Raw genomic sequence first — 21,425 nt, forward strand, 5'->3', positions numbered from 1 at the left:
ATCAGCCGAGCACCACGATTTCGGCCGCGTCGAACTCCACGCCGACCTCGTCCCCGGTCTCCGGCGCGTCCCGCAGCGCGCACGCCGCCTCCAAGCGCGGGGCGCCCTGGGGCTGGAGGTGCACGGCGACATGGGTGCCCCGGAAGGTGCGCGCGGCCACGGTGCAGCGCAGGCCCGCGTCGGCGGGCACCAGGCGCACCCCGGCGGGCCGCACCAGTAGGGTCCGTGTGCCCTGCGGAGCGCCCTCCGGCGCCGGCACCTTGCCCCACGGCGTGTCCGCGGCCTCCGCCCCGACCGTCGCCTCGACCACGTTCTCGAAGCCGAGGAAGCGGGCCACGAACGCGTCGGCGGGCCGCTGCCACACCTCAAGGGGCGTACCGGACTGGGCGATCCGCCCGTCCCGCATCACCACGACGCGGTCGGCCAGCGCGAAGGCCTCCCCCTGGTCGTGGGTCACGGCAAGCGCGGTCGTGCCCAACCGGCCGAACAGTTCCTTCAGTTCGACGACCAGCCGCTCCCGCAGCGACCGGTCGAGCTGCCCCAGCGGCTCGTCCAGCATCAGCAGCCGGGGGCTCGGCGCGAGGGCCCGGGCCAGCGCCACCCGCTGCTGCTCCCCGCCGGACAGCGCGGCGACGGCCCGGCGGCCCGCACCCGGCAGTCCCACGAGGTCCAGCAACTCCCGCACTCGCTCGGCCTGTTGCCGCCTCGGCTCACCGCGCATCCGCAGGCCGAACGCCACGTTGCCGCCCACGTCCCGCTGCGGGAACAGCTGGTGGTCCTGGAACATCAGCCCGACCCCGCGCCGGTGCGCGGGCACACCCGCCTGGTCGCGCCCGTCGAGCACCACCCGCCCGGAGTCGAGCGGCTGCAGCCCGGCCACCGCCCGCAGCAGGGTCGACTTGCCGCTGCCGCTGGGGCCGAGCACGCACACGATCTCGTGCTCGACGACCTCCAGATCGACAGCGTCCAGCACGGCCCGCCCGCCGAAGCGGACCGTCGCGCCCTGCAGAGCGAGCAGCATCAGAACTCCCCCGTCCGGTCCGTGCGGAGCCTCTCCAGCACCAGCAGGGCCACGGCGCACACCACCATCAGAATCGTCGAAAGGGCCATCGCCTGCCCGTAGTTGAGGTCACCGGGCCGCCCGAGCAGCCGGGCCACCGCCACCGGCAGCGTCGGCCGGTCGGGCCGTGCGATGAACACCGTCGCGCCGAACTCCCCGAGGGAAACGGCGAAGGCGAACCCGGCCGCGATCAGCAGCGCCCGCCGCACCATCGGCAGGTCCACCTCCCGCCACACCCGCCAGGGCGAGGCCCCCAGCACCGAGGCCGCCTCCCGCAGCCGCACGTCCACCGCCCGCAGCACGGGCAGCATCGTCCGCACCACGAACGGCACCCCGACCAGCGCCTGCGCGAGCGGCACCAGGATCCAGGAGGACCTGAGGTCCAGCGGCGGCTCGTCGAGGGAGATCAGGAAGCCGAAGCCGACGGTCACCGCGGACACCCCGAGGGGCAGCATCAGCAGCGCGTCGAAGCCGCGCACGAACCGTCCGGCGTCCCGGCGGGTGAGCGCGACCGCGGCCAGGCCCCCGATCGCCACTGCGATGAGCGTGGCGGCGACGGCGTACGACAGGGAATTGCCGATCGCCTCGATCGGCGGGACCAGGAACACTCCCCCGTCCTCGCTGGTCAGCGCCCGGTAGTAGCCGAAGCCCGGCGCGCCGAGAGACCGCTGCACCAGCACGGCCGGCGGCAGCACGAGCAGCACGGCGACGGTGACGAGCACCCCGCCCAGCAGCGCCCACTGCCCCGCGCCGCGCGGCCGGCGCGCGGTCACGGACGCGTCCACCAGCCGCAGCGCGGTCTCCCGCCGCCGCACGGTCCAGGCGTGCAGGGCGAGGACCGCGCCCGCCGCAACGAACTGGATCAGGGTCAGCACGGCCGCCGTGGACAGGTCGAAGATCTCGGACGTCTGCCGGTAGATCTCCACCTCCAGGGTGGAGAAGGTGGGCCCGCCGAGGATCTGCACGACACCGAAGGAGGTGAAGGTGAACAGGAAGACCATGAGCGAGGCGGCGGCCACGGCCGGGGCGAGGGCAGGCAGGGTGACCTGCCGCCAGGCCTTCAGCCCGGACGCCCCGAGCATCCGCGCCGCCTCCTCCTGCCGGGGGTCGAGCTGCGCCCAGAGCCCGCCGACGGTGCGGACGACGACCGCGTAGTTGAAGAAGACGTGCGCGAGCAGGATCGCCCACACGGTGGTGTCCAGGCGTACGCCCCACAGCTCGTCGAGCAGCCCGCCCCGCCCCACCAGCGCCAGGAACGCCGTACCGACGACGACCGTCGGCAGCACGAACGGGACGGTCACGACCGCCCGCAGGACCTGCTTTCCTGGGAATTCAAAGCGCGCGAAGACGTACGCGCCGGGGAGCGCGACGATCAGCGTGAGCACGGTGGAGACCAGCGCCTGCCAGGTGGTGAACCACAGGACGTGCCGGACGTCGGACTGCGCCAGCACCTCCCCGATCCGCCCGAGGTGCCAGGCCCCGTCAACCTTGAGGCCGCGCGCGACGATCGCGGTGACGGGGTAGGCGAAGAAGACCGCGAAGAACGCGACGGGCACGGCCAGCAGACCGAACCGCGCCGCCGCGCCCCGCTTCCGAGCGGCTACTTCAGTACGAGTGAGGTCCACGACTTGACCCACTGGTCGCGGTGGTCGGCGATCTTCGCCGGGTCCATGGTCTCCGGGTCCTTCGCCTGCGGCCCGTACTTCACGAACTCCGGCGGCACCTGGGCGCCCTCGCGCACCGGGTACACGAACATGTTCATCGGCATGTCGTCCTGGAACTCCTTGGTGAGCAGGAAGTCCAGGAGCGCCTTGCCGCCCTTGGTGTTCTTCGCGTTGCTGAGCAGCCCCGCGTACTCGACCTGCCGGAAGCAGGTGCCCTCGGCGACCCCGGTCGGGGCGGAGGTGGGCTTCGGGTCGGCGTACAGCACCTCGGCGGGCGGCGAGGAGGCGTACGACACGACGAGCGGCCGGTCGCCCTTGGCCTTCTTGCCGCTGCTGGAGCCGGAGAACTCCACGTTGTAGGCCTGCTCCCAGCCGTCGACGACCTTCACGCCGTTGGCCTTGAGCTTCTTCCAGTAGCCCTCCCAGCCGTCGTCGCCGTACTTGGCGGCGGTGCCGAGCAGGAAACCGAGACCGGGCGAGGAGGCGGAGGCGTTCTCGGTCACGAGCAGGTTCTTGTACTGCGGCTTGACCAGGTCGTCGAAGCTGCGCGGCGGCTCCAGCTTGTGGTCGGCGAAGTACTTCTTGTCGTAGTTGACGCAGATGTCGCCGGTGTCGACGGGCGTGACCCGGTGCTTGTCCTGGTCGACGCGGTACTCCGGCAGGATCAGGTCGGATCCCTTCGCCTCGTACGACTGGAACAGGCCGTTGTCGAGGGCGCGGGACAGCAGCGTGTTGTCGACGCCGAAGAAGACGTCGCCCTGCGGGTTGTCCTTGGTAAGGATGGCCTTGTTCACGGCCTGCCCGGCGTCGCCGTCCTTCAGGACGTCGACCTTGTAGCCGGACTGCTTCTCGAAGGCCGCGATGACGTCCTTGGACGCGGCCCACGAGTCGTGGCTGACGAGCGTCACGGTCTTGGAGTCACCGCCGGACCCCTGGCTGCCGTCGGACGACCCGCACGCGGCGAGCGTGCCGGCCATGCCGAGCCCGACGACCGCCGCCGTCAGCCGCTTTGCGTTGATGCTCACTGGATTCCTCCTGGAGTGACCAGGAGAAGACGCGGCCCTGCCCGGGACTTCCGGGGTCCCGGGCAGGGCGCAACAGCTCGAGTGGTGACCGATCTCCCTACCCAGAATGACCTGGGCCAGGTTCGGAGGGTCTGCGGCCGTGTGCCGCACTCTCAGCGCTGTGGCGCTCCCCTGTCGGAATGTGCAGGTGTCGAATATGAAGGTGTGCTTACGACGGTCAGACTACCGTTCGGTGGCCGCGAGCTGACCACACGCCCCGTCGATCTCCTGACCACGGGTGTCCCGGATCGTCACCGGCACACCATGAGCGGCGATCGCCTCCACGAACGCCTTCTCGTCCTCGGGCCGCGAGGCGGTCCACTTCGACCCCGGCGTCGGGTTCAGCGGGATGAGATTGACATGCACGGGCTTGCCCTTGAGTAGCCGCCCGAGCCGGTCACCGCGCCACGCCTGGTCGTTGATGTCCCGGATCAGCGCGTACTCGATGGACAGCCGCCGCCCCGACTTGGCGCTGTACTCGAAGCCGGCGTCCAGGACCTCCCGGACCTTCCAGCGCGTGTTCACGGGCACGAGGGTGTCGCGCAGCTCGTCGTCGGGAGCGTGCAGCGAGATGGCGAGGCGGCACTTGAAGCCCTCGTCGGCGAACCGGTGGATGGCGGGGACGAGCCCGACCGTCGAGACGGTGATGCCACGCTGCGAGAGCCCCAGCCCGTCGGGCTCGGGGTCGGTGAGCCGCCGGATGGAGCCGATGACCCGGTTGTAGTTGGCGAGCGGCTCGCCCATGCCCATGAAGACGATGTTGCTGAGCCGCGCGGGCCCGCCGGGGACCTCCCCGTCACGCAGCGCCCGCATCCCGTCCACGATCTGGTGCACGATCTCGGCCGTGGACAGATTCCGGTCCAGCCCGGCCTGCCCGGTCGCGCAGAACGGGCAGTTCATGCCGCATCCCGCCTGCGAGCTGATGCACATGGTCACGCGGTCCGGGTAGCGCATCAGCACGGACTCGACGAGCGTGCCGTCGAACAGCCGCCACAGCGTCTTGCGGGTGGTGCCCTGGTCGGTCGACAGATGCCGCACCACGGTCATCAGCTCGGGCAGCAGCGCTTCCTGCAGCCGCCCTCGGGCACCGGCCGGAATGTCGGTCCACTGCTCCGGATCATGCGCGTACCGCGCGAAGTAGTGCTGCGAGAGCTGCTTGGCACGAAACGGCTTCTCCCCGACAGCGGCAACGGCCTCCTTGCGCTCGGCAGGAGTGAGATCGGCGAGGTGCCGCGGCGGCTTCTTGGCTCCGCGCGGGGCTACGAAAGTGAGTTCTCCGGGTGCAGGCATAACCCGTCCAGTGTGGCAGATCAACTGCGGCGGCCCGGTCCGGGAGCGGGGTGGGGGCGGTCACCTGCGGGTGGCGTCCGTCAGCGTCGGCCGGCCTGGCGCGGTCCAGGGACGGCCCGGGGGGCGATCGCGAGCAGGAGCCGCGATCCAGAACGCGCGAATGCAAGAAACGGACTGAAGCCAGGAGCGTCGCACGCCTCAATGACTTCAGAGGTAAGCGCTGGTGCTACTTATCGTGGAGCGGGCGGGACTTACTCGCCCCTGTGCTCCAGCCGGTCCTTGAGGAGCTGCTCGTTGCGCGGGAGTTCCTTGCGGACCTGGGGGCGTACGACCAGCGGGACCATGACCTTGCCCATGCCGTGGCCCTCGAAGTCGATGTCGATCGTGACGTGCGAGCGGCGGCCCTCGTCATAGGGCTCGACCTCCCCGTGCACGTGTGCCCGGACGGGGCCGTCGACGCCGCGCATGCCCCAGCTGCGGGGTGGGTCGTACTCGGTGACCTCCATGGTCATCGGCATGACACGGCGGCCGATGTGCCTGGTCACGCGGACCTGGGTGCCGACACCGACGGGCCCCTCGTCGAGGCGCTCCGCGGACACGGCGCTCAGCTGCCACTCCGGCATGCGCTGAGTGTCCATGACGTACTGGTAGACCTCCTCGGGCCGGCGGTCGACGTCGATGCTCTCTCGGATGATGGCCATGATGGCCTCCTTTGGGAGGTACATCTGAATCGTCCCACTTCAGACCCTCGGGCGTCTCCCCGAAACGTCAGTGAGCTCCTGCCCGGCCGGGCAGGAGCTCACTGGCGAAGACGGCCGGTTCAGCCGGAGCCGACGAAGAGCACGAGCAGCAGCCACACCACCGGAGCCGTGGGGAGCAGCGAGTCGAGCCGGTCCATGATGCCGCCGTGGCCCGGCAGCAGCGTGCCCATGTCCTTGATGCCGAGGTCCCGCTTGATCATGGACTCGCCGAGGTCGCCGAGCGTGGCGGTGACCGCGACCGCGAGGCCCAGCACCAGGCCCTGCCACCAGGCACCGTCGTCGATGAGGAACTGCATGCACAGTGCCCCCGCGACCATGGCGAAGGAGACCGCGCCGAGCAGGCCCTCGCGGGTCTTGCCGGGGCTGATGCGCGGGGCGAGCTTGTGCCGGCCGAACCGCCAGCCGACGGCGTAGGCCCCGGTGTCGCTGACGACCGTGAGCAGCAGGAAGGTGAGCACCCGCTGCGGCCCGTCGTCCGCGGTCAGCATCATCGCGACGAAGGTCGCCAGGAACGGCACGTAGAACGCCGCGAAGACGCCCGCGGTGACGTCCCTCAGGTAGCCCTCGGGCGGTTCGGTCATGCGCCAGACCAGGACGGCCAGTGCCGTGAGTGCCATCGCCACCCACGCGCCCTCGGCGCCCCGGACGTACCCGGCGACGACCATCGCGGCACCGCCGAGCGCGAGCGGCACGAGGGGCGCCCGGATGCCCTTGCGTTCCTCCAGCCGCTTGGTCAGCTCCCACAGGCCCACCACCACGGCCACCGCCACGACACCGACGAAGACGGCCTTGACGACGAACAGCGACGCGACGATCACCGCACCGAGCCCGACACCGACCCCTATCGCGGCACTCAGGTCGCGGCCCGCGCTCTTCTTCGGCGGCTTGGGGGCCGGCTGCGAGGCGTCGGGCATGGGCTCCGGATTCGTGTCGTTTCGGACCGGGCGGGCGCTCAGCCGAGCAGCCCCCCGGTCGTCATCCTGGTTTCCGCCGAAGTCGGTCACGTCGGGCACGATGGGCATGGGGCGAGTCTGAGGCGCTTCATACGCATCGTATGCGGGACCCGCCGGGGCGGCCCCCTGGACGTGCCCGTGGGCCTGGCCCTGGACGTGCCCCTGACCATGCCCTTGGTCGGTGGGCCCCCAGTACCCGGCCTGTGGCGGCGCCCCCCAGGAAGAGTCGTTCATCAGACCTCGAGCAGCTCCGCTTCCTTGTGCTTCAGGAGCTCGTCCACCTGCGCGACGTACTTCGCGGTGGTGTCGTCGAGCTCCTTCTCCGCACGGCGGCCCTCGTCCTCGCCGACCTCGCCGTCCTTGATCAGCTTGTCGATGGCGTCCTTGGCCTTGCGGCGCACGGAACGGATGGAGACCTTGGCGTCCTCACCCTTGCTCTTGGCGACCTTGATGTACTCGCGGCGGCGCTCCTCGGTGAGCTCGGGGAACACCACCCGGATGATGTTGCCGTCGTTGCTCGGGTTGACGCCCAGGTCGGAGTCGCGGATCGCCTGCTCGATGTTGCGCAGCGCGCTCTTGTCGAAGGGGGTCACCACGGCCATACGCGGCTCGGGCACGGAGAACGAGGCCAGCTGGTTGATCGGCGTCGGCGCGCCGTAGTACTCGGCCACGATCTTGTTGAACATCGCCGGGTGCGCACGGCCGGTGCGGATCGCGGCGAAGTCCTCCTTGGCGACCACGACGGCCTTCTCCATCTTCTCCTCGGCCTCGAGGAGGGTCTCTTCGATCACCACTTGCTCCTGCGTGTCTTGAGTAGGCCCGGCTGCGGTTCCATGTGGGGCGGCGGCCGGCTGCGTCGCGTCTTCTTCCTGCACGGTTCCCGACCGGCGGGACATTGTCCATCCCCCGGCCCGGCTCCGTCCCGTCCGTCCCCCGGACGGGGTTGTTCCCGGGGTGTCAGTCCCGGCTGCCGGGGTCCCCCACCAGCGTGCCGATCTTCTCACCCTTGACGGCGCGTCCGATGTTGCCCTCCGCCAGCAGCTCGAAGACCACGATCGGGAGCTTGTTGTCGCGGCACAGCGTCACGGCCGTGGCGTCGGCGACCTTCAGATCGCGCGTGATGACCTCGCCGTAGCCGAGGTGATCGAACTTCACCGCGTCCGGGTTGGTCTTGGGGTCGGAGTCGTAGACCCCGTCCACGCCGTTCTTGCCCATCAGCAGCGCCTCGGCGTCGATCTCCAGGGCGCGCTGGGCGGCGGTGGTGTCGGTGGAGAAGTACGGCATGCCCATTCCGGCGCCGAAGATGACCACGCGGCCCTTCTCCAGGTGCCGTACGGCGCGCAGCGGGATGTACGGCTCGGCGACCTGGCCCATGGTGATGGCGGTCTGCACCCGGCAGTCCACGCCGACCTTCTCCAGGAAGTCCTGGAGGGCGAGGCAGTTCATGACGGTGCCGAGCATGCCCATGTAGTCGGAGCGGGCCCGGTCCATGCCGCGCTGCTGGAGTTCGGCGCCGCGGAAGAAGTTGCCTCCGCCGATGACGATCGCGATCTCCGCGCCGTCGCGTACCACGGCCGCGATCTCGCGGGCGATCTTGTGCACCACGTCGGGGTCGACGCCAAGGCCGCCGCCACCGGAGAAGGCCTCTCCGGACAGCTTCAGCAGAAACCGGCCGCGCACTTTGCCGTCGTCGCTCTTCTGGGCCTTGGTGGTCATGGGGGATCCCGCCTCTTTCACGTGTTGCACATACCAAGAAGGCCATTGCCGGTGGGGCGTGTTTCGCATCCCATACGGCAATGGCCTCCTCGTCAGATCTGCTGTCGTCCGCCACTCATGTGACGGCGTACGCGGACGACTGCTGTCGACCCTATCGGGGTCGGGCGTCGATCGCGGTACGGACTCAGATGCCGACCTTGATGCGCGTGAAGCGCTTCAGGGTGACACCGGCCTCGTCCAGAACCTTCTGGACCGACTTCTTGTTGTCGAGCGCGTACGGCTGGCCGAGCAGCGTGGCGTCCTTGAAGAAGCCGTTGAGGCGACCCTCGACGATCTTCGGCAGGGCGGCCTCGGGCTTGCCCTCGGCGCGGGTGGTCTCCTCGGCGACGCGGCGCTCGGACTCGACGACCTCGGCCGGCACGTCCTCCTTGGAGAGGTACTTCGGCGCGAAGGCGGCGATGTGCTGGGCGACGCCCTTGGCGATCTCCGCGTTCGGCTTGTCCAGCTCGACGAGGACACCGATCTGCGGGGGCAGGTCGGGCATCGTGCGGTGCATGTACGCCGTCACGAAGCCGTCGGCGTACTGCGCGAAGCGGTCCAGGACGATCTTCTCGCCCAGGTTGGCGTTGGCCTCGTCGACGTACGCCTGGACGGTCTTGCCGGCCTCGATCTCGGAGGCGAGCAGGGCCTCGAGGTCGGCCGGGGAGGTCTTGGCGACGTGCTCGGCGATGGTCTTGGCCACGGCCTGGAACTTGTCACCCTTGGCGACGAAGTCCGTCTCGCACTTCAGCTCGACCAGGACACCGGAGGAGTTGTCGTCGGCGATGATCGAGACGACGGCGCCGTTCTCGGCGGAGCGGCCCTCGCGCTTGGCGACGCCCTTCTGGCCCTTGATGCGGAGCGCCTCGACGGCCTTCTCGACGTTGCCCTCGGCCTCGTCCAGCGCCTTCTTGCAGTCCATCATGCCGGCGCCCGTGAGCTCACGGAGCTTCTTGACGTCGGCGGCGGTGTAGTTCGCCATGAGTCTGTGAATCTCTCTCGAAGTCTGGAAGATCGAAGATCTGCGGATGCGCCCATGGAGCCGGAAGGCGCTGTCCTTCCGCTGACCTACGGGTTAACGGCGGGAGCGGACTTCACCGCGCCGGAGGCGCTGGTGGATGCGGTGCCGCTCCCGCCGTCAACTCGGACTGACGGGTCAGGCCTGCTCGGCCTCGGCCGGCTTCTCGCCCTCGGCCGGCTTCTCGGCCTCGGCCTCGGCGGCCGGAGCGGCCTCGGCGGCGGGGGCCTCAGCGGCCGGCGCAGCCTCGGCGGCCGGAGCGGCCTCAGCGGCGGGGGCGGCCTCGTCGGCCTTCTTCTCGCCCTCGAGCAGGTCGCGCTCCCACTCGGCCAGCGGCTCGCCCGCGGCCTTCTCGCCCTTGCCCTCGGTGGCGACACCGGAGCGGGAGATGAGGCCCTCGGCGACCGCGTCCGCGATCACACGGGTGAGCAGCGTGACGGAGCGGATCGCGTCGTCGTTGCCCGGGATCTTGTAGTCGACCTCGTCGGGGTCGCAGTTGGTGTCGAGGATCGCGACGACCGGAATGTTCAGCTTCCGGGCCTCACCAACGGCGATGTGCTCCTTCTTGGTGTCCACGATCCAGACGGCGCTGGGCACCTTCTGCATCTCGCGGATACCGCCGAGGGTCTTCTCCAGCTTGGCCTTCTCGCGCGAGAGCACGAGAAGCTCCTTCTTGGTCAGACCGGACGCGGCGACGTCCTCGAAGTCGATCTGCTCGAGCTCCTTGAGGCGCTGCAGACGCTTGTAGACGGTCGAGAAGTTGGTGAGCATGCCGCCCAGCCAGCGCTGGTTGACGTAGGGCATGCCGACGCGGGTGGCCTGCTCGGCGATGGCCTCCTGCGCCTGCTTCTTCGTGCCGACGAACATGACCGTGCCGCCGTGGGCGACGGTCTCCTTGACGAACTCGTAGGCGCGGTCGATGTACGACAGCGACTGGAGCAGGTCGATGATGTAGATGCCGTTGCGCTCCGTGAAGATGAAGCGCTTCATCTTCGGGTTCCAACGACGGGTCTGGTGACCGAAGTGGACGCCGCTCTCCAGCAGCTCCCGCATCGTGACGACGGCCATGGCCGTATCTCCTTGAATTTCTCGGTTGTGCCGCGGATGCCGGACGGCTTCCGCGCCTGACGCCCACTGCGCGCCGTTCCACGAGGGACCGAGGGGCGCTGATACGGCCCGTTGCCGGGGTGCGTATCGGGGCGTGCGAAGTCGACCCGATGACTCGGGTCGCCACCAGAAGTGTACGGGACCCGTGGGGTGCCGGGTGACGCCGTTGTCCACAAGCGGGCGTCGGTCCACAGCCGCGAGCGGCGACGCGGGCGCTCCGGGACGCTTTCCGCATGCGAGCGAACCGAAGTGTGCGTGTCTGCGCGCGCCTGATCCTGCTGGTGATCGTCACGGCGACGGCCCTGCTGGCCCCGCCACCACCCCTGTTCGCGGCGGGTGCGCCCCTGGCGGACGCCACAGTGCCGGCGATCGGCCGCACCTGGCCCGTCGGCCTGCGCCCCCAAGTCCTGCGGGGCTGGGAGCCCCCGGCGACGGCCTACGGCCGGGGCCACCGGGGTGTGGACCTGGCGGCGCCCGCGGGCACACCGGTTCGAACGGTGGCGGCGGGCCGGGTCTCCTTCGCGGGCCGGGTGGCCGGCAAGGGAGTCGTCTCGGTGGCCCTCACGGGAACGGGCGACCCACCCCTGCGCACGACGTACGAGCCGGTGACGGCGACGGTCGAGGAGGGCGAGGAGGTGGAACCGGGCGAGGTGATCGGCACGGTGGACGCGCGCGGTTCGCACTGCACGGCGACATGCGTCCACTGGGGCCTGCGCCGCGGCGAGGCGTACGTGAACCCGCTGTCGCTCCTGCCGCCGTGGCTCCTGCACAGGGGCCCGTCGAGGCTGCTGCCGCCGGCCCAGCCGCGGGCCCGCGTGCCGCTCGGGGCGATGGGGGCCCCTGCTTGCGCGAAGTCGAGAGCTTGGGGCCGGGCGGACGCAGCGGCACCCTGCTCCGCCGGGCTGCGGAACGCCCTGGCGTCAACCCCGAGGCCCTCAGCCCCGCACACCCCGCAGCGCCATCGACACAGCCGCATCCGTGATCGCTCCGGGCTCCTCCGCCGCCCCCAGCTCGATCCTCCGCACGGCCGCGTCCACCACCCCCTGCAACAGCATCGCCGCCAGCCGGGGCTGCGCATGCCCCAGCTCGCCCAGCGCCTCGACGATCATCGCGACCAGCCCGCCGTGCGCCGCCCGGATCTTCTCCCGCGCCCCCGCGTCGAGCTCACTCGCGGAGATCGCGACCACGGCCCGGTGCCGCCGGTCGCCGACCAGCTCCAGCTGCTGCCGCACATACGCCTCGACCTTGGCCTCGGCCGTCTCCGCCCGCTCCATCGCCGCCGACACGTCCGCCGCCCAGACCGGGAAGTCGACCTCGCACAGCTCCTCGACCACGGCCGCCCGTGACCGGAAGTACTCGTAGACGGACGATCGCGCGAGGCCCGTCCGCTCGGCGAGGGCCGGGAAGGTCAACGCCTCCGTACCGCCCTCGGACAACAAGGAACGAGCCGCGTCCAGCAGGGCGGCTCGCTGCATCGACCGGTGCTCGGCCACGGAGGCCGCTCGAATCCTTGGCACGTCAACACTCTACGGACGCGTCCCGCCGGACGGGAGTGGCTGTCACCGGCCCGACGGCATCCGGCCAGGTCAGCGACCGAAGCTCGCCAGTTTCGCTCTGAGCTGCAGCACCGACTTGGTGTGGATCTGGCTGACCCGGCTCTCGGTCACCCCCAGCACGTTCCCGATCTCGGCCAGGGTGAGGCCCTCGTAGTAGTACAGCGTGACCACGGTCTTCTCCCGGTCGGGCAGCGTGTTGATCGCCCGCGCCAGGAACCTCCGCAGCTCCCGGTCCTCGGCGACCTCGACGGGGTTGTCGGCGGCGGTGTCCTCCAGCGTGTCCATGACGCTGAGCCCGTCGCCGCCCTCGCCGCCCCCGTGCAGCAGCTCCTCCAGGGCCACCACGTTGGCCAGCGACAACTGGCTGAACACCGCGTGGAGTTCCTCGACCGCGATGCCCATCTCGGAGGCCACCTCGCCCTCGCTCGGGGTCCGCCGCAGCCGCGCCTCCAGCGTGGCGTACGCCCGCTCCACGTTGCGCGCCTTCTGCCGCACCGAGCGGGGGATCCAGTCCAGCGCCCGCAGTTCGTCGATCATCGCGCCGCGGATCCGGGTGATCGCGTACGTCTCGAACTTGATCTCCCGGTCGATGTCGAACTTCTCGATCGCGTCGATCAGCCCGAACACCCCGGACGAGACGAAGTCCGCCTGCTCGACGTTGGACGGCAGGCCCACGCTGACCCGTCCCGCGACGTACTTCACGAGCGGCGAGTAGTGCAGGATCAGCTGCTCCCGCAACCGCTCGTCCCCCGTCGCCTTGTACGACCGCCACAGCTCGTCGAGCGTCGAGGGAGCGGGCGGCCGCACGCTGCCACCGTCACGGGCGGCTGGGGGGATCGCCGCCCGGTCGGACCCGGAGGTGTGCTGGGGCATTCGTCGCCTTGTGCCGTTCTGCTGCGGAGTGGTGCTGCTGGGATGGGCTGTCTGTCTGATGTCGAGTTGCCTGTCCGTGTCGGATCCTCGTGAGCGTAGCGTGACTGCGGTGTCGCGGTGCGCGAAGGGCGGAGGCCGAGGCGGGCGCAGATACGTTCCCGAGGACATCCCGTCGGGACGTCGTGGTCGCTCGGTGTGATCGCCAGAGGGCCTCAACTGGGCGCATTTCCAAGGGTTGTCGGGGTTCCCCCGGACGGCCGAACACACACGGTCAACACGGCCCACGACCGCTGCGGACCGACATCACCGCCTGGCGTGTCAACTTCCAGCCGTCGCCGTGTCGTTCGACGTAACCGAGTGCTCGGAGTTCGTACAGTCTCGCGATCGCGTCGTCCTGCCCGGTCTGTGCGGAGCGCGCGATCTCGTCCGGCCTGGCCACCCCGCGTCCCGGCAGTGCGGCGAGCACCTGCCGGGCGGCCGGTTCCAGCAGGTCCCGGGGCAGGACGGGGCCGCGCCGGTCGGGGGCCAGCTCTCCGATGTCACCGACCAGTTCGACGACATCCGCGACGTCGGTGACCAGGGCGGCCTCGCCGCGCAGCAGATCGTGCACCCCGGCGGAGAGCCCGCTGGTGGCCGGGCCCGGTACGCCCATGGTGTGCCGGCCGAGGCGCTGTGCCGCCCGTGCGGTGACCAGGGAGCCGCTGCGGTGGGCGGCCTCGACGACCACCGTGCCCCGGGTGAGCGCGGCGATCACTCTGTTCCGCAGGATGAACCGGCTCGGCGTCGGATGATCGCCGGGTGGCAACTCGCCGATCACCAGCCCCTGTTCGGCGATCCTGCTGATCAGCCGGGTGTGGCCGCGGGGGTAGGGCCGGTCGACGCCGCAGGCGAGGACGGCGACGGTGGCGCCGCCGGCTCCGAGCGCTCCGCGATGGGCGGCGCCGTCGACTCCGTAGGCGCCGCCGGACACCACGACCCAGCCCTGCTCGGCGAGGCCGGCGGCGAGGGTCGCGGCCATGTGGGCCCCGTACTCGGTGCAGGCCCGGGCGCCGACCACGGCGACCGATTTCAGCGCCCACATCCGCAGGCTGGGCCGCCCGCGCACCCACAGCCCCAGGGGCCGGGCGTCCCCGAGATCGTCGAGCTGCCCCGGCCACTCCCCGCCCCCGGGAGACACGAACCGCACCCCGGCGTCCCGGGCGGCCTCCAGGTCCCGGCGCGGCCGGGCGGCCTCCGCCCTGGCCACCAGCCCGGCCCATCGCTTCCCGCTCGCCCCCGGCAGAGCGGCCCCGCCCTCCCTCAGCCGCCGCACCACTTCCCCGACCCCGAACTCCCGCACCCACCGTCCGCCGGCCTCGTCGCCGGGCTCGATGACACGGGTGAGCAAGACCCGGCCGAGCAGTTCGTCGTCCGGTCCGCCGTCGACGCTCATGTCAGCGCCCCGATGGCCATGGGGACGCCTCGCGGCACACCGGTGCGCAACTGGAGCGCGAGGGCGACGTCCGAGGCGTCGGGCCGGTCGTGGCCGACGAGGTCGGCGACGGTCCAGGCCACGCGCAGGACGCGATCGAGACCGCGGGCCGTCAGGACACCCCGCTCCAGGCTCCGCTCCGCCTCGTCCATCGCGCCGGGCACGGCGTACCAGCGGCTGCGCAGCTCACGGCCGGGCACCTCGCTGTTCGTGCACCAAGGCGCCCCGGCCAGGCGCTCCGCAGCCCGTTCCCGGGCCGCCCGGACCCGGTCGGCGACCGTCGCGGTCGACTCGCCCCGGGCGCCGGAGGCGGTCAGCTCGGTGCGCGTGACACGGTCCACCTCGACGCGCAGGTCGACCCGGTCCAGCAGCGGGCCGGAGAGCCTGGCCTGGTAGCGGCGGACGGCCGCGGGCGGACACTCGCACAGGTCGTCCCGCTGCGAGAACCGGCCGCAGGGGCAGGGGTTGGCCGCGAGCACCATGAGGAACTTCGCGGGGAAGCGCACGACCCCGGCGCTGCGCGCGATCACGACATGCCCCGCCTCCAGCGGCTGGCGCAGCGCGTCCAGGGCCCGGCTGTTGAACTCCGGCGTTTCGTCCAGGAACAACACCCCGCGGTGGGACAGCGACACCGCGCCGGGCCGTGCGATGCCCGGGCCGCCGCCGACGAGTGCCTGCATGGTGGCCGAGTGGTGCGGGGCGCAGTAGGGGGCGACGTCGATCAGGGGCTTGCCCGGGGGCAGCAGGCCCGCCACCGAGTGGACCGCGGTGACCTCCAGCGACTCCTGCCGGCCGAGCCGGGGCAGGATGGCCGGCAGCCGTTCGGCGAGCATCGTCTTGCCGGCGCCGGGCGGCCCCTCCAGGAAGAGGTGGTGCCCGCCCGCTGCGGCCACCTCCACGGCCGTGCGCGCCGAGGTCTGCCCGACGACGTCCGCCAGGTCGTGACCGTGGTCGTGCTGGGCCGCGCCGACGCTGTGCATGCCCGTGGCCGCGCCTGTGCCCGGCATGCGCAGGCCGGCGAGGAGCGGGTCCGGGCGGCCCAGCTCGTCCCGTTCCTCGTCGGGCACGGGTTCGTCGGCCAGGATCGCGATCAGCTGCCGCAGGCTGCGGACGCCCAGCACCGACACCCCGGGCACGAGGGAGGCCTCGGCGGCGGCGCACTCCGGCACCACCACCTGCTCATACCCGGCATCGGCAGCCGCCAGCACCGCCGGCAACACCCCTCGCACCGGCCGCACCCGCCCGTCCAGTCCCAGTTCGCCGATCATCACGATGTCGGCGAGGACCCGTGGGTCGATGCGCTCCGCCGCGCCGAGGACCGCCGCCGCGACGGCCAGGTCGAAGCCGCTGCCGGACTTCGGTACCGAGGCGGGGCTCAGGCCGACCGTGAGCTTCTTCTGGGGCCAGGCCGCTCCCGAGTTGACGACCGCTGCACGCACCCGGTCCCGGCTCTCCGTGAGGCTCTTGTCGGGCAGTCCCACCAGGGTGAAGGCCGCGACGCCGGGTTCGAGGTCGGCCTGGACCTCGACGACCACGCCCTCGACGCCGACCAGCGCCACCGAACACGTACGGGCGAATGCCATTCAGGCCACCCCCCGCACATGCTCGACCACGGCAGCGCCGCGGGCCCGCAGCAGCACCCCGACCACGTCGATGCGGACCCCGCCGGGCGGTGCGCCCCCGTGTGTCTGGATCCACCGCTCGGCCAGGTCCCGCAGCCGCTCCGCCTTCTGCGGGGTCACGGCCGCCATCGGATGCTCGAAGGGACCCTCCCTGCGGGTCTTCACCTCGCACACGACCAGGACGTCACCGTCCCTGGCCACGATGTCGATCTCGCCGCTCCGGCCGGAGCGCCAGTTGCGCTCCACGACCGTCATACCGGCCTCGGCCAGCCGCCGTGCGGCCAGGCTCTCCCCGTACCTACCCATGGCACTGCGTGCCAGCTGTGCGGTCATGTCGGCACCACCTCCGGCGCCAACGATCACGCACCCGCCCCCGCGAAGTGGATCTTGGTGGACGGCTCAGCGGTTGTGGACAAACCCGTCACCCTCCCGGGTGGACGTCACCCGCTCGGCAGCTCCAGGTCGCTCTTGTTCAGCTCCTCGATGTTCACGTCCTTGAACGTGAGGACCCGGACCTGCTTCACGAACCGTGCCGGCCGGTACATGTCCCAGACCCAGGCATCCGCCATGGACACCTCGAAGAACACCTCACCCTGGACCGAGTGCACCTGCATCTCGTAGTCATTGGTCAGGTAGAAGCGCCGCTCGGTCTCGATCACGTATTTGAACAGACCGACGACATCGCGGTACTCCCGGTAGAGCTTCAGCTCCATCTCGGTCTCGTACTTCTCGAGGTCCTCGGCGCTCATGGCATGTTCCCCTTCAGCCGTGCGATCCCCCCATTGTGCGCCAGTCCCGTGAGCCCCTAGACGATTTCCGGGTCAAGGATCACAGGCCTGGCCGGGGGACCTTCGTCGAGCAGCGTGCGCAGCAGCCCGGCGAGTCTGGTCGGATACACCGTCTCATGTGCCCGGCTCAGTTCCGGACACGTCCACCAGCGCGCTCCGGCGACACTGCGCCGTTCCAGCTCGGTCAGACCCGTGGCGGCCACCGCCGTGCGGTCCGTACGGGCCAGGTAGTACCACTCGTCCTGGTCCCAGCGGCGGCCGGCGAACGGGAAGGAGCACCTCCGCCGCCACAGCACCGGGCCGAGCTCGACCTCGGTGATGCCCGTCTCCTCGGCGAGTTCCCGCAGGGCGGCCTGTTCACGGGTCTCGTCGCCCTCCACTCCCCCGCCGGGGGTGAACCACCAGTCGTCGGCCGGATCGTCCGGCTCGTGCCCGTGCAACAGCAGGATGCGGTCCTGCGGGTCGAGCAGCACGACCCGGGCGACCTTGCGCAACCCGCCCTCGTAGGTGTCCTGGCCCGTTCCCACGGCCTCAGCGGGCACCTGCGGGCTCCGTGCTCTCCCGTCGGGCCCGGGCGGCGCCGGTGCGTTTGGCGATGGGGCCGTAGGCGCCTCCGCCCAGGACGAGCACGGCGCCGGCGATCACGAGGAAGGTGATCGTCTGCAGCGGGCCGGGCGAGGAGAGGGCGCCGAGCGGCTCGAAGCCGATGGGGCGCTCCAGCATGCCCTCCATCGGCCACACGACGGAGTCGACGCGGGCGTCCACCGCGGAGCGCGCCACCGTGCCACTGGCGGCGTCGGTCAGGTGGGCCGTGGAGTCCACGGAGTTGCCGCGCTCGTCGCCGAGCAGGAAGAGGCGGCCCTCGGGGACGGTCACGGTCGGGAAGTTGCTCATCTCGGCCGGTGTGCCCTTGGGCAGGTACGTTTCGTCGATCTCCTTGCCGTTGACCTTGAGCTTGCCGTCCTGGCAGCAGGAGACCGTGTCGCCGCCGACGGCGACCACACGCTTGACCATCGGCGCGTTGGCCCAGGTCGCGTCCTTGAAGACGACGACGTCACCACGGCGCACCTCGCCACCGTCGACGCGCTGCGCCAGGATCCGGTCGCCCGCGTCGATCGTCGGTGTCATCGAGCTGGTGGGCACGGTGTACGGCCGGTAGACCACCGCTCCCCAGGCGAACCCGCCCAGGAACAGCACGAGGCCCAGCGCGACGGCCAGCCCGGACAACCGCTGTCCGGTCCGGCTGCCCACCGGGCCCATGCTCGGGCCACCGCTGCGCGGGGCCGTGTGCGTCATGCTCTCGCCACCCATGGGTCCGCACCCTACCCGGGGGTACCGGCCGGGGTCAGCCCATGGCCGGGATCACTGCTTCCGGCGACGCCAGAGCACCACCGGCACCACACCGAGGAGTGCGATCCCCTGCGGCGCGACCGAAAGGCCACCGGCGGCAGGCTGGGCGTCGAGACCGGCCTGGTCGAAGGTGTCCGGCACCGGCAGGGTGTCCCAGCGGTTGATCGGCCAGGCGACGACGACGGCCCGTCCGACGACGTCCTTCACCGGCACCATGCCGTGGTTCTTGTCGGCCTGGTTGTAGCGGGAGTCCCGCGAGTTCTGCCGGTGGTCGCCCATGACCCAGATGTAGCCCTCGGGGACCTTCACCTTGAACTGGCCGCCCTGGTCGTCGACGCTGCACGGCGTGTTGCCGGCGTAGACGTACGACTGCTCGTTCAGCGCCTTGCCGTTGACCGTGAGCGGGCCGGTGTTCTTGCACTCGATCGTGTCGCCGCCGACGCCGACGACGCGCTTGATGAGGTCCTTCTCCTCCACGGACGGCATGAGGCCGATCCAGCTGAGGAAGGTCTGCAGGGCGTTCGGATCCGTGGTCGGCTCGCCCGCGAGCCAGTTGTCCGGGTCGTGGAAGACGACGACCTCGCCGCGCTCGGGCTCGGAGCCGAACCAGGGGGTGAGCTTGTCGACCAGGACGCGGTCACCCTGCTGGAGGGTGTTCTGCATCGAGTCGGAGGGGATGGAGAAGGCCTGCACCAGGAAGGTCTTGATCAGCAGCGCCAGCACCAGCGCGATACCGATCAGGATGGGCAGCTCCTTCCAGAAGGAGCGCGGCTTCTTCGGTGTCCTGGCCGTACCGCCCGGCCCCTGGTCCCCTGCTGTCGTGTGCTCGCCCGTCACCCTGTCGTCCTCGGCTGACCCGGAGTCACTCCCGGAGGTCACGGCGCTGTCCGCGGCCGGGACGGCGGATTCCGCGGGGCGTCCGCGATGCTCCTCGCCGTCGTGTCCGGACCGTGCGCCAACCGCCACATCCCCCACGCCAACTCCTCACTCTGTGCCGCCGCCTGCCCCATACACGACGCAGGCCCACCACTCCCATAACGAGCGGGAGTTCCGCAGGGGTCGGGAGCTGGATCGTTCCGTTCGAATCGTAGGAGGCAACCCTATGCGACAGTTCGGGAGCAGCGGTCGACCCGGTGGCCGAGTCGGACACGGAGGCGTAGGTATTCGGTTCCTCCAGCATGTTCCAGTGCCCGAAGGGCCAGGCGATGACCATGGCGCGGCCCACCACCTCGTCCTCGGAGACCGTGCCCCCGTAGTCGGTGTCCTGGTGGGCGCGGGAGTCCGCGGAGTTGTTCCGGTGGTCGCCCATCACCCACAGCCGCCCCTGGGGGACGGTGATGTCGAACGGCGTGTCGGACGGAGCGGCGCCGGGATACAGGTAGTCCTCGTTCAGCGGGATGCCGTTGACGGTCACGCGACCTTGCGTGTCGCAGCACTTGACGCGGTCGCCGCCGACGCCGACGACCCGCTTGATGAGGTCCTTCTCGTTCTCGGACGGCAACAGGCCGATGAAGGTGAGCCCTTCCTTGACCTGCTTGATGACGACGGGGTCGGCCTTCTGCGTGGTGGGTTGCTCGTCCTTGAGCCAGCCGCCGGGGTCCTTGAAGACGACGACGTCCCCGCGCTGCGGCTTCGAGCCGAACCACGGGGTGAGCTTGTCGACCAGGACGCGGTCGCCGATCTGGATCGTCTGCTCCATGGATCCGGACGGGATGACGAAGGCCTGGACGAGGAACGTCTTCAGCACGAGCGCTATCAGGACGGCGACGCCCACGAGGAGCGGTATCTCCTTGACGGCACCGCGCCTGCGGCGCCGCTTGACCTTGCGCTGGAGCTTGCGGCGCTCGGCACGCGTACGGCCACCGGAGGGGCCGGCGGCGCGCCGGGCGCCGGTGGGCAGCAGGTTCTCCGCGGGGCCCGCAGGGACGCCGCGCGGTTTGCCGCGGTTACCCATGGGCGCCCGCCCTTCCGGCGGCGGGCACGCGCGCGTAGGCGTCGGGGCGGTGCAGCCCGGTGGCGTGGCCGAAGGGCCAGATGATCCAGTCGGCGCGGCCGATCACGCCGCCGAGGGGGATCATGCCGCCGCCCGGCGAGCCGAGGTGGTCGCGGGAGTCGCTGGAGTCGCTGCGGTGGTCGCCGAGGACGAACAGGGTGCCGCCGGGCACGACGACGTCGAAGGGCACCGTGGACGGGCTGTCGCCGGGATACAGGAAGCCCGACTCGTCGACCGGCCGGCCGTTCACCTGGATCCTCCCCTCCCTGTCGCAGCAGACCACGCGGTCTCCCCCCACGCCGACAACGCGTTTGATGTAGTCCGCGTGCCCGAAGTACCCGGTCCCGTCGAACACGACGATGTCTCCCCGCTGCGGCGCGGCACCGAAACGGTACGCCAACTTATTTACGAGAACCCGGTCCCCGATCCTCAATCCCTGCTCCATGGATCCGCTGGGGATCTGGAACGGGCGCAGCACGAACGTGCTGAGCATCAGCAGGAACAGCAGGCAGACCAGCAGGGTGAGAGTGATCCGGCCGCCCGGGATCCAGGAGCTGACACGCGACACCAACGCGAAACGCGACCGGTCCTCCGGCCCTGCTGGTTCCGAGGTCGTTCTCTCGGAGCCGGAAGGGCGGGAGGAGCGGTCGCGCTCCGTCGGCTGTGCTTCGGTGTCCATCGGAGCCAGATGCTATCCGGCCCCGACGCGAACCCCGGAGAGCGCTCAGCTCTCGCGCTTCTCCTTGATCTTCGCGGCCTTGCCGCGCAGCTCGCGCAGGTAGTACAGCTTGGCGCGACGGACGTCACCCTTGGTGACGAGCTCGATCTTCTCCACGATCGGGGTGTGCACCGGGAACGTGCGCTCGACGCCGACGGAGAAGGAGACCTTGCGGACCGTGAAGGTCTCGCGCACGCCGGAGCCCTGGCGGCGGATCACAACGCCCTTGAACTGCTGCACACGGGAGCGGTTGCCCTCGATGACGCGGACGTGGACGTTGACGGTGTCGCCCGGACGGAAGGCGGGGACGTCGCTGCGCAGCGACGCGGAGTCGACGGAGTCGAGCAGGTGAGACATTTCGTCTGCTTTCCTCGCTGATGCC

22 protein-coding genes, 1 pseudogene and 1 riboswitch are annotated in these 21,425 nt (G+C 70.7%); of the genes and pseudogenes, 1 reads left to right on the forward strand and 22 read right to left on the reverse strand.

What is annotated here, in order from left to right:
• Nucleotide 1: 1 nt before the first annotated feature.
• From AB0G20_RS33875 to rpsB, 10 genes are all read right to left on the reverse strand, one after another.
• Nucleotides 2–1,021, reverse strand: coding sequence for an ABC transporter ATP-binding protein (locus tag AB0G20_RS33875; protein WP_361309133.1), 1,020 nt, complete (start codon nt 1,019–1,021; stop codon nt 2–4).
• Complete coding sequence (locus AB0G20_RS33880) at nt 1,021–2,685, reverse strand: iron ABC transporter permease (RefSeq protein ID WP_361309136.1); 1,665 nt, start codon at nt 2,683–2,685, stop codon at nt 1,021–1,023. Before AB0G20_RS33880 ends, AB0G20_RS33875 begins: the two co-directional genes overlap by 1 nt.
• The gene (locus AB0G20_RS33885) at nt 2,661–3,701 is read right to left on the reverse strand and encodes a thiamine ABC transporter substrate-binding protein (RefSeq protein ID WP_361309302.1); all 1,041 of its coding nucleotides are present in this window, start codon (nt 3,699–3,701) and stop codon (nt 2,661–2,663) included. The genes AB0G20_RS33880 and AB0G20_RS33885 overlap by 25 nt, the downstream gene beginning before the upstream one ends.
• A gap of 124 nt (nt 3,702–3,825) precedes the next feature.
• A riboswitch (TPP riboswitch) is annotated at nt 3,826–3,932 on the reverse strand.
• A 39-nt stretch (nt 3,933–3,971) separates the two neighbouring features.
• Nucleotides 3,972–5,078 (reverse strand): 23S rRNA (adenine(2503)-C(2))-methyltransferase RlmN, encoded by a 1,107-nt coding sequence (rlmN, locus tag AB0G20_RS33890; RefSeq protein ID WP_161368217.1) that lies wholly within the window; start codon nt 5,076–5,078, stop codon nt 3,972–3,974.
• A 251-nt stretch (nt 5,079–5,329) separates the two neighbouring features.
• On the reverse strand, nt 5,330–5,779 hold the full coding sequence (locus AB0G20_RS33895) for an SRPBCC family protein (protein WP_361309139.1): 450 nt from the start codon (nt 5,777–5,779) through the stop codon (nt 5,330–5,332).
• Nucleotides 5,780–5,898: 119 nt separating this feature from the next.
• Complete coding sequence (locus AB0G20_RS33900; protein WP_361309142.1) at nt 5,899–7,026, reverse strand: phosphatidate cytidylyltransferase; 1,128 nt, start codon at nt 7,024–7,026, stop codon at nt 5,899–5,901.
• Entirely contained in the window at nt 7,026–7,583 is a 558-nt protein-coding gene (gene frr, locus AB0G20_RS33905; RefSeq protein WP_010044450.1) for a ribosome recycling factor, read from the reverse strand. Before frr ends, AB0G20_RS33900 begins: the two co-directional genes overlap by 1 nt.
• Before the next feature lie 166 nt (nt 7,584–7,749).
• Nucleotides 7,750–8,508 carry a UMP kinase gene (gene pyrH, locus AB0G20_RS33910; protein ID WP_030852122.1) on the reverse strand — a complete coding sequence of 253 codons (759 nt, stop codon included), beginning with the start codon at nt 8,506–8,508 and terminating at the stop codon, nt 7,750–7,752.
• 184 nt (nt 8,509–8,692) lie between these two features.
• The gene (gene tsf, locus AB0G20_RS33915; RefSeq protein WP_030852120.1) at nt 8,693–9,529 is read right to left on the reverse strand and encodes a translation elongation factor Ts; all 837 of its coding nucleotides are present in this window, start codon (nt 9,527–9,529) and stop codon (nt 8,693–8,695) included.
• Between the two features lie 174 nt (nt 9,530–9,703).
• Nucleotides 9,704–10,633, reverse strand: a complete 930-nt coding sequence (rpsB, locus tag AB0G20_RS33920; protein ID WP_361309145.1) for a 30S ribosomal protein S2 — start codon at nt 10,631–10,633, stop codon at nt 9,704–9,706.
• A 272-nt stretch (nt 10,634–10,905) separates the two neighbouring features.
• On the opposite strand from rpsB, the pseudogene AB0G20_RS33925 reads away from it, so the two are divergent.
• Nucleotides 10,906–11,466, forward strand: a pseudogene (locus tag AB0G20_RS33925) (peptidoglycan DD-metalloendopeptidase family protein); the annotation flags it as partial.
• Between the two features lie 141 nt (nt 11,467–11,607).
• On the opposite strand, the gene AB0G20_RS33930 reads toward AB0G20_RS33925, so the two are convergent.
• The 12 genes from AB0G20_RS33930 to rplS form a co-directional block, all read right to left on the reverse strand.
• Nucleotides 11,608–12,165, reverse strand: a complete 558-nt coding sequence (locus AB0G20_RS33930; RefSeq protein WP_361309305.1) for a helix-turn-helix domain-containing protein — start codon at nt 12,163–12,165, stop codon at nt 11,608–11,610.
• 93 nt (nt 12,166–12,258) lie between these two features.
• Nucleotides 12,259–13,101, reverse strand: coding sequence for an RNA polymerase sigma factor WhiG (whiG, locus tag AB0G20_RS33935; protein ID WP_344459036.1), 843 nt, complete (start codon nt 13,099–13,101; stop codon nt 12,259–12,261).
• A gap of 271 nt (nt 13,102–13,372) precedes the next feature.
• Nucleotides 13,373–14,533, reverse strand: a complete 1,161-nt coding sequence (gene dprA / locus AB0G20_RS33940) for a DNA-processing protein DprA (RefSeq protein ID WP_361309148.1) — start codon at nt 14,531–14,533, stop codon at nt 13,373–13,375.
• Nucleotides 14,530–16,155, reverse strand: a complete 1,626-nt coding sequence (locus AB0G20_RS33945) for a YifB family Mg chelatase-like AAA ATPase (RefSeq protein ID WP_361309151.1) — start codon at nt 16,153–16,155, stop codon at nt 14,530–14,532. The genes dprA and AB0G20_RS33945 overlap by 4 nt, the downstream gene beginning before the upstream one ends.
• Nucleotides 16,156–16,557, reverse strand: a complete 402-nt coding sequence (locus tag AB0G20_RS33950) for a YraN family protein (protein ID WP_361309152.1) — start codon at nt 16,555–16,557, stop codon at nt 16,156–16,158.
• A 77-nt stretch (nt 16,558–16,634) separates the two neighbouring features.
• Complete coding sequence (locus AB0G20_RS33955) at nt 16,635–16,943, reverse strand: DUF2469 domain-containing protein (RefSeq protein WP_003993268.1); 309 nt, start codon at nt 16,941–16,943, stop codon at nt 16,635–16,637.
• A 56-nt stretch (nt 16,944–16,999) separates the two neighbouring features.
• Entirely contained in the window at nt 17,000–17,524 is a 525-nt protein-coding gene (locus AB0G20_RS33960; RefSeq protein ID WP_361309155.1) for an NUDIX hydrolase, read from the reverse strand.
• Nucleotides 17,514–18,293, reverse strand: coding sequence for a signal peptidase I (lepB, locus tag AB0G20_RS33965; protein WP_361309158.1), 780 nt, complete (start codon nt 18,291–18,293; stop codon nt 17,514–17,516). The genes AB0G20_RS33960 and lepB (AB0G20_RS33965) overlap by 11 nt, the downstream gene beginning before the upstream one ends.
• A 51-nt stretch (nt 18,294–18,344) precedes the next feature.
• Nucleotides 18,345–19,307 (reverse strand): signal peptidase I, encoded by a 963-nt coding sequence (gene lepB / locus AB0G20_RS33970; RefSeq protein ID WP_361309160.1) that lies wholly within the window; start codon nt 19,305–19,307, stop codon nt 18,345–18,347.
• Nucleotides 19,195–20,286 (reverse strand): signal peptidase I, encoded by a 1,092-nt coding sequence (gene lepB, locus AB0G20_RS33975; protein ID WP_361309163.1) that lies wholly within the window; start codon nt 20,284–20,286, stop codon nt 19,195–19,197. Before lepB (AB0G20_RS33975) ends, lepB (AB0G20_RS33970) begins: the two co-directional genes overlap by 113 nt.
• Nucleotides 20,279–21,004, reverse strand: coding sequence for a signal peptidase I (gene lepB / locus AB0G20_RS33980; protein WP_361309165.1), 726 nt, complete (start codon nt 21,002–21,004; stop codon nt 20,279–20,281). Before lepB (AB0G20_RS33980) ends, lepB (AB0G20_RS33975) begins: the two co-directional genes overlap by 8 nt.
• Before the next feature lie 45 nt (nt 21,005–21,049).
• Entirely contained in the window at nt 21,050–21,400 is a 351-nt protein-coding gene (gene rplS, locus AB0G20_RS33985) for a 50S ribosomal protein L19 (protein ID WP_184827508.1), read from the reverse strand.
• Nucleotides 21,401–21,425: the final 25 nt, after the last annotated feature.

It is taken from the genome of Streptomyces sp. NPDC024017, from assembly GCF_040638895.1.
Taxonomy (GTDB): domain Bacteria; phylum Actinomycetota; class Actinomycetes; order Streptomycetales; family Streptomycetaceae; genus Streptomyces.

What these genes read in the sequence shown, in the direction of transcription:
- tsf (WP_030852120.1), bottom strand. Translation starts at nt 9,529, where the DNA reads ATGGCGAACTACACCGCCGCCGACGTCAAGAAGCTCCGTGAGCTCACG.
- AB0G20_RS33885 (WP_361309302.1), bottom strand. Translation starts at nt 3,701, where the DNA reads ATGGCCGGCACGCTCGCCGCGTGCGGGTCGTCCGACGGCAGCCAGGGG.
- rpsB (WP_361309145.1), bottom strand. Translation starts at nt 10,633, where the DNA reads ATGGCCGTCGTCACGATGCGGGAGCTGCTGGAGAGCGGCGTCCACTTC.
- AB0G20_RS33875 (WP_361309133.1), bottom strand. Translation starts at nt 1,021, where the DNA reads ATGCTGCTCGCTCTGCAGGGCGCGACGGTCCGCTTCGGCGGGCGGGCC.
- dprA (WP_361309148.1), bottom strand. Translation starts at nt 14,533, where the DNA reads ATGAGCGTCGACGGCGGACCGGACGACGAACTGCTCGGCCGGGTCTTG.
- AB0G20_RS33945 (WP_361309151.1), bottom strand. Translation starts at nt 16,155, where the DNA reads ATGGCATTCGCCCGTACGTGTTCGGTGGCGCTGGTCGGCGTCGAGGGC.
- AB0G20_RS33900 (WP_361309142.1), bottom strand. Translation starts at nt 7,026, where the DNA reads ATGAACGACTCTTCCTGGGGGGCGCCGCCACAGGCCGGGTACTGGGGG.
- whiG (WP_344459036.1), bottom strand. Translation starts at nt 13,101, where the DNA reads ATGCCCCAGCACACCTCCGGGTCCGACCGGGCGGCGATCCCCCCAGCC.
- AB0G20_RS33955 (WP_003993268.1), bottom strand. Translation starts at nt 16,943, where the DNA reads ATGAGCGCCGAGGACCTCGAGAAGTACGAGACCGAGATGGAGCTGAAG.
- rlmN (WP_161368217.1), bottom strand. Translation starts at nt 5,078, where the DNA reads ATGCCTGCACCCGGAGAACTCACTTTCGTAGCCCCGCGCGGAGCCAAG.
- lepB (WP_361309158.1), bottom strand. Translation starts at nt 18,293, where the DNA reads ATGGGTGGCGAGAGCATGACGCACACGGCCCCGCGCAGCGGTGGCCCG.
- rplS (WP_184827508.1), bottom strand. Translation starts at nt 21,400, where the DNA reads ATGTCTCACCTGCTCGACTCCGTCGACTCCGCGTCGCTGCGCAGCGAC.
- pyrH (WP_030852122.1), bottom strand. Translation starts at nt 8,508, where the DNA reads ATGACCACCAAGGCCCAGAAGAGCGACGACGGCAAAGTGCGCGGCCGG.
- lepB (WP_361309165.1), bottom strand. Translation starts at nt 21,004, where the DNA reads ATGGACACCGAAGCACAGCCGACGGAGCGCGACCGCTCCTCCCGCCCT.
- AB0G20_RS33895 (WP_361309139.1), bottom strand. Translation starts at nt 5,779, where the DNA reads ATGGCCATCATCCGAGAGAGCATCGACGTCGACCGCCGGCCCGAGGAG.
- lepB (WP_361309163.1), bottom strand. Translation starts at nt 20,286, where the DNA reads ATGGGTAACCGCGGCAAACCGCGCGGCGTCCCTGCGGGCCCCGCGGAG.